The sequence below is a fragment of the Thalassoglobus neptunius genome (genome assembly GCF_007859735.1).
Taxonomy (GTDB): Bacteria; Planctomycetota; Planctomycetia; order Planctomycetales; family Planctomycetaceae; genus Thalassoglobus; species Thalassoglobus neptunius.
On record NZ_SIHI01000098.1, the window covers coordinates 1 to 6,087 of the forward strand.

Here is a 6,087-nt window from a genome sequence, read left to right on the forward strand (position 1 = left end):
CAGCTTCTGCAACACCTCAGCCAGCGACTTTCCTGCCGCCAACATCGCTTGCCCCTCCTGCAACAGCTTCACAATCTGCTCAGGCTTACGTCGTCGTCGCTTCGTCATCAAAGTCTCCTCGAACCAAAATCGGTCGGTTGACTCTCATAACATCTGGATCAGAAAATGGGGAGCACGCCAGTAAAGTCTCTCACCTCCTCACCGCACAAACATTTGCCAACATTATTTCAGTCGGAAGGTAAGTTGGGCGATTCAAAAGAGGTTGACAATATGAACTTGGCACTCTTGGTGGACGAGAGGTGGAAGGAGTTCCGGTACACCGATTGAAACTGCCGGAATCATTGTACCTCCACGGCATTAGTGTCGTCATCCGCTCTTCGATCGTATCGAGCAACCCCCGTGAGTTATTCGTCCTCGTGATCTCGGTGCTGCCAGGTTCGAAGCGGTGTTCGACGTGCTCAATGGCGGACAGCAGCACCAAACGGCTTCGTGGGCACCTTGCTGATCGAGATTCGGAGTTGATCTGCCTGCATCGCAAAGGTCGCAAAGGTCGCAAGAAGAAGCCAGCGCAAGACAATCGCAAAGCTCGTCGCCTGCAGAGACGCTGGATCGTCGGTTGAAGAGTCGCGTGGCTGAAATCGCTTTCATCGCTTGCCTGGATCGCTGTGCACGATCCAGGCGTTTTCCCGAGATGAACGAATTCAAACGCGAGCAAGTCGACAATGAGACTCACTAATCAGTGACTTTGCGATCTCTCTGTCGGACAGCTCGAAGCTTACGTGTTAATCTTCAGTGCAAAGACAGTGCAGCTGTCCAGCTTGTGTGGAAACGTAGATGCAATTTCCAGATAGGGCGAGCCCGTCAAAAACGGGTTCAGCTGGCAAGGTCAATTCAGCCTTTACTTTCCCCGAAGCTAAGTCGATCAATTGGACGAATCCACCTCGTGTTTCGTCACTTCGATCAACTCCGCCAGCTGCGACGATATAGCTGTCAGTGATTACCAAAGCTGTCAACTGGCTAGGCGACTCGAGTGGCAACTCGTGAGTGAATTCGCCGTCGATCGAGAGCATGTTTGCTTCGGCATTGTAGCTTGCCGTTGTCTTCGGTGACCATGCCAGCAGCTGTCCACTTGCGCCTTGAGCAGACCATGTTTGAATGTCTTTTCTGAGTGCGAGATCGTGTTTCGTCCACGAAGCTTCTAACAGGCCGACCTTGCCGCCTTGGAGATGCGTCAACTCGCTCGACTGGTCGACAAGAAGTGCTCCTGTGATGGCGTCAAATCGCTGGTTTCCGAGACAGACAACGTTTCCGTCTTTCACGACATAGTCGCAGACTCCGCGGAATTGTGAGGCATCGACTTTGGACGACCAGATCGGGTGTCCGCTTGCTGCATCAAGGGCGCGGACGACAATTCCGCCATCTGCATCCGGCGCTCTGCCAGCTGCAGTGAAGATCATGTTTTCGTCGAAGAGTACGGTTCCGGTGACTGGCCACGTCGATTCGACGTTTCCAAACGCGACAATTCGCCGATCGGCCGGAGCTGCCCGATACTTCCAGAGGAGTTGACTACTCGCAGACTCAAGACAGTAGATGTAGCCGTCGTGCGAGCCGAAAACGCACAGGCCTTGCCGTACCGACGGAGGAGAATCGATTCTTCCGCTCGCGTGAAACTCCCAGCGAACTTGACCGGTTGTCCGATCGAGTGAGAACAGTTTCCCAGCATCAACATCAGCGACGAAAACTGCATCGCCGGAGACTGTGGGAGCAGTGAGGAGATTCCCGGACCTGAGTCGCCACGCCTGCGACGAAACGGAACTCTGCCACTCGGTCAGAGGGACCGACCATCGTTCGTTGAGTTTCTGGCCAAGATCAACTGAAGAGTAAGCGCTGCGTTCGCCGTTGGCACGGTAGACTGGCCAATCTCCATCGTCTTCGCTGGTGGAGTGAATGTTTGTCTCGGCGAAGATCTCAAGTCTCGCTTCCGCGTTGTCTTCATTTCCCCAAATGTCGTCCAGTTTATTGGAATGCATTCCCATGAATCCACGGATTGCCTCCGAGAAACATCCACAAGCGTGTGGGTGAGAATAGACCAGTCCGTTCGCCGGGACGAAACCGAGGCCGCAGCCTCCGCGCGTAAACTTAAACGGATGTTTCTCACCAGTTTCAAAGTCAACGAATGTCGCCTGACGAGGAATTATAATGTAACGATCTGAGGCAATTAAAAGCTGACAGCCCATTTTCGCCGGAGTCGCTGTGTTCGGCCAAGGGCCGATCGTTTTCAGTTCTCGCTGAACTTCTCCGGTTTGCGGATCGAGTCCAACCCAGACATTCTGCCCATCGAATTCCCGCAGTGAGTTTTGGGCAAGCATCCAGACGAGACCATTTTGAAAGAAGTGGCCAACGAATCGTTCATCAACGTAGTCTTTCCCGGGACGTGCGTCGGTCGTCGTCGACCAGAGGTGTTGACCGTCTGAGGCTGAGTACATGTGCAAGTGACCATGAGCTATCAGGGAGACGTAGTGCTCGGTCACAAAATTGAGTTTCACCCGTGCAGATTCGACGTTCGGCTGTGTGTTGACTCGCCATTCTTCAGAACCGGACTGCGGATCAATGCAGACCAGTTTATGTTGAAAACGACCGTCTGGCGACCGCCCGGAAACAACGACAAAGGCGTTGTCTCGAGTCAGACGAAAATCTGAAATTGTTCCGTCTTTAAAACTCCACAAGGTGTTCTCAAGGTTAAAATCTAACGCTTGAATAGAGTTCAAACTTTGTGTCAGGATGAGATTGTCGAGCACGAAGACTTGCTCGATGGGTTGTTCGACTGGACTCTCTCCGATCGTTTCACCCGTATAAATATCCAATGCCATCAGGCTGGTCGGGCCAGCTGCAAAGAGCCTGGATGAAGAGGCTGCCAGACGTGGGTTCGTCTCACCGTCTCCCGTCACAAACGGCCCGTTCCAGGAACGCTGCCACTTAACGATCCCATTGTAGGCATCTCTGGCGACGAGATATTGATCCATCGTTTCCTGGCCGACGTTCTCCAAAACGTTTTGAGTCACGTAGAAGTTAACTCCTCCCGCGGAGACGAGCGTTTGCGTGCTTGACTTTCGGCCTGCCATTGCGAAGAGCGGTCCGGAAAGCCATTGAATTCCGCTTGGGATGTCAATCTCACGATCTTGAGTGGTCAGGCTTCCATCACCTCCGTGCCATTGGTGGGTCCACTCGTCCGTGTTTGGATTCTTTGATTTGACAATTCGTTCGTCGCCAATGAACGCGACTCCATTGGGAGCCAAGACTCTTTCGATCTCATTTCGTGCGATGCTGTCCGCTTCATCGACAATGATCAAGTTCGCCAGATTTTCGGCATGCGGAAGATGCGAGTCCGTCCAACGCTCGATGATGACACTCGCGCCTGATTTGCTTTCGTCGAGTTTGGATTGCAAGTTCTGGACAGCTTTCAGTTCCGGAACGAGACAGTGAATCAAGAGGTTCTCATTATCGGAAAGTTGCTGAAGTCTCTCTGCATTTTGGCCCAGGTAGAGACAGAATCCTCTCGTGTCTTTCACTCCGTCAAGATCTTGTGCATTGCTTGTGGAAATGCAAAGTAAGAGTGACAACAACGAAACAATGAATTTGCCGCAACGAGTCTTCGAACGTCCTGCCGGGTTCATCTTTCTTCCTTTTCTCTGAACGATGAGAGTTCAGGAGAAAGGCTAGAAGAGTTTGATTAAGAAATGATCAGCATCTGACGAAGACTCATTTCCTCTGAGAGATTTGGATGGACATATTCACTGAGTAAAGAGGCATTCGTCACCTCATCACGCAGCCAATCAGAGCACCTCGGAACGCATTCGGTTCGCACAGAAGACTGTTTTGGATCTCCGATGGATCGGTTGGAATCTCGTTTCGGGGTGTTTTCTCGGTCGATCTCCTGTTTCACTCTCTCACGCTGGCAGTTCGTGACTACGAGTTGTCGACAACCACTTTGCCCATGCCTTTTCCGCTTTCGAGTCGCGCGTAAGCATTGCCGACTTCTTCAAGCGAAAATTGTTTTTCATCGAGCACAGGTTTCAATCCACCTGATTCTGAGATCTTTGTCAGATCTTTGAGAATTTCTGCATGATCTTCGCGACGGAAGTTGTGCAACATCGGAATCAGCATGAAGACGACGTGCAGTGAAAGACCTTTGAAGTGAGCTGTCGTGAGATCAAGCTCGCACATCGAAACAGTGGTCGCGACGTTGCCATTGAGTGCCGCGGCCTCGAACGATTTAAGTAAATTCGCTCCTCCGACCGAGTCAAAGACGACTTCGAATCCGGCTCCATCAGTATGTTTGTTGACGTACTCCGCGACCGATTCTGTTTTGTAGTTGATCGGAGTCGCACCCAGCTTTTCGATTAAAGCGAGTTGTTGCTCACCTCCGCCAGTCGAATAGACGTCCGCACCCCAATGTTTGGCGAGTTGCACCGCGACATGGCCGACGCCGCCGGAGCCACCATGCACCAGTACTTTCTGTCCCGCCTGAATACCGGCTCTTTGCAAACCTTCGTAAGCAGTGATTGCGACCAATGGTAGAGCTGCCGCTTCACGCATTGAGAGGTTGCTTGCCTTCTTCGCGATTAAGTTGCTGTCGGCGACGATGAATTCAGCCAGCGTGCCTTGTAAATCGGCCAAACCACCAGCGCAGCCGTAAACTGCATCCCCAACTGAATAGTCCGCCACTCCGTCGCAGACTGCTTCGACCGTCCCGGAAAAGTCCATTCCCAGAATCGCGGGAGTGTCCGGTGAGAGCGGCAATTCCTTGCCCATTCTGCGGATCATGGTGTCGACGGTGTTCACGCTCGAAGCGGCGATCTTGACACGAACGTGGCCGGGTTGAAGTTCGGGCGGATCGACTTCGGCAGCTTCGAATTTTGAGTTGTCGCCGTAAGCCTTTAAGAACATTGCTTTCATGGTCGATTCCTGTTTCGGAGGTTCTCTGAATTGTAACGTCTAGCGATCAGGAGGTTTAGCTGACGGCGAAGACTTATTAAGGTGACCAACGTCGCGAGGTCTTCTGCTCAGATAACGTCCAGAGTTTCGTAGCTGCTTCCCGATCCAGAACGCACTCGTCCAAAGGGCATTCACCGATCGGCCCGACCATTTCAGCTCTGCTGGTCGGTCCGTAAAGCTTTTCGGATTCTACTTTCGGTTCTGTTGCGCACATGACTTCAGGCCAGGAGCCCTTCTCCGCCGATTGTGCGATGAAGCGCGAGATCACAGACCACAAGACTTTATTAAATGGGCTGGCAGTATCCTTTAATAAATTTGTACGTGACGCACCGGGATGGCAGACCTGGATTTGAACTCTCTTCCCCGCAGCTTCAACACGACGCTGCAATTCGTAAACAAACATCATCTGCGCCAGTTTGCTTTGAGCATAGGCGTTCCATGCGGTGTAGTTGGTGTCAAAGTTGAGGTCATCGAACTGAATTCTCTTCAACCCCATCTTATACGCATTGCTTCCGACGACCACCATCCGCCCTGCCGATTCTTCGATCCGATCGAAAAGAAGTCCACACAGGAGGAAATGGCCGAAGTGGTTCACACCAAGCTGGCTTTCAAAACCGTCCACGGTCATCTCCTGCCTGGCCACTTGCGCGATGGCCGCATTGCAGATGAGTGCGTCGATATGGGGGACGGTCTTCAGCGCCTCTTCTGCCGCTTTTCGAACGGAGTCCAGGACTGCCAAGTCCATGCGAATGAAACTCACATCAGCATCATTGCCGAATTCCTGTTTCAGGGTCGCAATGGCGGCGACGGACTTGTCGACGCTGCGATTCATCATCACCACTTTTGCGCCCTTTGACAGGAACACACGCGTTGCTTCGAATCCCGCACCTGCATTCGCACCAGTGATGAGATAGGTTTTTCCTTCCAGTGAACCGAGCCGCTCCGGCGTCCAGCCCTTTGGGCCGAACTAAGAGCCTATCCGGAATCCTCTTCATGCTGTAAGTCGGTATTTGAACGGAGCTTGGTTGGGTGAAGGAGCTAAGCGGCGGAGCATGCGACCAATGGAAGCCACATAGATCATGGGTTCGCTCG

General features: G+C 52.4%; 4 protein-coding genes. 1 reads left to right on the forward strand and 3 read right to left on the reverse strand.

The annotated features are described in order from the left end of the window. Positions 1 to 461: 461 nt before the first annotated feature. Positions 462 to 620 (forward strand): hypothetical protein, encoded by a 159-nt coding sequence (locus KOR42_RS27200; protein ID WP_197441603.1) that lies wholly within the window; start codon positions 462 to 464, stop codon positions 618 to 620. Between the two features lie 162 nt (positions 621 to 782). Here KOR42_RS27200 and KOR42_RS25585 read toward each other — a convergent pair whose 3' ends face one another. The 3 genes from KOR42_RS25585 to KOR42_RS25595 all read right to left on the reverse strand — a co-directional run bounded on the left by KOR42_RS25585 (position 783) and on the right by KOR42_RS25595 (position 5,923). Beyond that, a complete protein-coding gene (locus KOR42_RS25585; protein ID WP_197441604.1) occupies positions 783 to 3,569 on the reverse strand; it encodes an outer membrane protein assembly factor BamB family protein in 2,787 nt (928 codons plus the stop codon). 397 nt (positions 3,570 to 3,966) lie between these two features. Beyond that, positions 3,967 to 4,956, reverse strand: a complete 990-nt coding sequence (locus KOR42_RS25590; protein ID WP_146512645.1) for a zinc-dependent alcohol dehydrogenase family protein — start codon at positions 4,954 to 4,956, stop codon at positions 3,967 to 3,969. Positions 4,957 to 5,032: 76 nt separating this feature from the next. Beyond that, entirely contained in the window at positions 5,033 to 5,923 is an 891-nt protein-coding gene (locus KOR42_RS25595; protein WP_146512646.1) for an SDR family oxidoreductase, read from the reverse strand. Positions 5,924 to 6,087 lie beyond the last annotated feature (164 nt).